Raw genomic sequence first — 2272 nt, 5'->3', positions numbered from 1 at the left:
TCCAGGGTCTTGCCGGCCATGCAGCGGGCCGCGATCTTGGCCAGCGGCATGCCGGTGGCCTTGGACACGAAGGGCACGGTGCGCGAGGCACGCGGATTCACTTCCAGCAGGAAGATGGTGTCGTTGCCTTCCTCATCGGTCTGGATCGCGAACTGGGTGTTCATCAGGCCCACCACGTTCAGCGCCTTGGCCAGCTCGACCACCTGGCGACGCAGCTCGGCCTGGGTTTCAGCCGACAGCGAGTAAGGCGGCAGCGAGCAGGAGGAATCGCCCGAGTGSACGCCRGCCTCTTCGATGTGCTCCAKCACGCCACCGATCAGGACGTTGCCCTGGGCGTCGGCGATGATGTCCACGTCGCACTCGACGGCGTTGTCGAGGAAGCGATCCAGCAGCACCGGCGAATCGTTGGACACCTTCACCGCGTCACGCACGTAGCGGGCCAGATCGGATTCRCCGTAGACGATTTCCATCGCGCGGCCRCCCAGCACGTAGCTCGGGCGCACCACCAGCGGGTARCCGATCTCGCGSGCCAGCAGCAGGGCTTCCTGGTCGTTGCGGGCAATGCGGTTCGGCGGCTGCTTCAGGCCCAGCTGTTCCACCAACTGCTGGAAGCGCTCGCGGTCTTCGGCCAGGTCGATCGAGTCCGGGCTGGTGCCGATCACCGGCACGCCGTTGGCTTCCAGCGCGCGTGCCAGCTTCAGCGGGGTCTGGCCGCCGTACTGCACGATCACGCCCTTGGGCTGCTCCAGCTCGACGATTTCCAGCACGTCTTCCAGGGTCAGCGGTTCGAAGTACAGGCGGTCGGAGGTGTCGTAGTCGGTSGAYACGGTTTCCGGRTTGCAGTTGACCATGATGGTYTCRTASCCRTCMTCGCGCAGSGCCAGYGCSGCRTGCACGCAGCAGTAGTCGAACTCGATGCCCTGGCCGATRCGGTTCGGGCCACCGCCGAGGATCATGATCTTGTCGCGGTTGCTCGGCGCGGCTTCACACTCGTCCTCATAGGTCGAGTACAGGTAGGCGGTGCCAGTGGAGAACTCGGCGGCACAGGAGTCCACGCGCTTGTACACCGGGCGCACCTTGTGCGCGCGACGCAGCGCACGCACCGCGGCTTCGTTGGTGCCGGTCAGCTGGGCCAGGCGGGCGTCGGAGAAGCCGGCACGCTTGAGCTTGCGCAGGCGCGCCGCATCCAGTGCGTCGATGCCATCGGCTGCGACCTGGGTCTCGGCGGCGATGATTTCTTCGATCTGGTCCAGGAACCACGGATCGATGTAGGACAGCTTGAAGATGTCCTCCACGCTCATGCCGGCGCGGAACGCGTCGGCGACGAAGAACAGGCGCTCCGGACCCGGCGCCTTCAGCTCGCGGCGCAGGGTCTGCAGATCGTCTTCACTGGTCAGGTCCAGGCCGGTCGGGTCGAAGCCGACCTTGCCGGTTTCCAGGCCACGCAGGGCCTTCTGCATCGATTCCTGGAAGGTGCGGCCCATCGCCATCACCTCGCCCACCGACTTCATCTGGGTGGTCAGGCGTGCATCGGCAGCCGGGAACTTCTCGAAAGCGAAGCGCGGAATCTTGGTGACGACGTAGTCGATGGACGGCTCGAACGAGGCCGGGGTCAGGCCGCCGGTGATCTCGTTCTTCAGTTCGTCCAGGGTGTAGCCCACGGCCAGCTTGGCCGCGACCTTGGCGATCGGGAAGCCGGTGGCCTTGGACGCCAGCGCCGAGGAACGCGACACGCGCGGGTTCATCTCGATCACCACCACGCGGCCGGTGTCCGGGTTGATGCCGAACTGCACGTTCGAACCACCGGTATCCACGCCGATCTTGCGCAGCACGGCGATGGAGGCATCACGCAGGCGCTGGTATTCCTTGTCGGTCAGSGTCTGSGCCGGSGCCACGGTGATCGAGTCACCSGTRTGCACGCCCATCGGGTCCAGGTTTTCGATCGAGCAGACGATGATGCAGTTGTCCGCSKTRTCGCGGACCACTTCCATCTCGAATTCCTTCCAGCCCAGCASCGACTCTTCGAYCAGCASTTCGSTGGTCGGCGACAGTTCCAGGCCGCGGTTGACGATCTCGATCAGCTCTTCGCGGTTGTAGGCGATGCCGCCGCCACTGCCGCCCAGGGTGAAGCTGGGGCGAATGACGGCCGGGAAACCCGAGGTGCCGACTTCGGAAGCGATGCGGCGCTGCACTTCCCAGGCTTCGTCCATGCTGTGGGCCACGCCCGACTTGGCCGATTCCAGGCCGATGTCGGTCATGGCCTGCTTGAACT

1 protein-coding gene is annotated in these 2272 nt (G+C 65.4%); it reads right to left on the bottom strand.

Translation table 11 applies throughout. The features are described 5' to 3' along the window. On the bottom strand, nt 1-2272 hold a 2272-nt coding region (gene carB, locus AC1VAN_RS19090; RefSeq protein WP_480986469.1), incomplete at both ends, for a carbamoyl-phosphate synthase large subunit.

Source organism: Stenotrophomonas sp. 05L44_2 (assembly GCF_056665995.1).
This window is presented reverse-complemented; position numbering and strand designations above follow the sequence as displayed.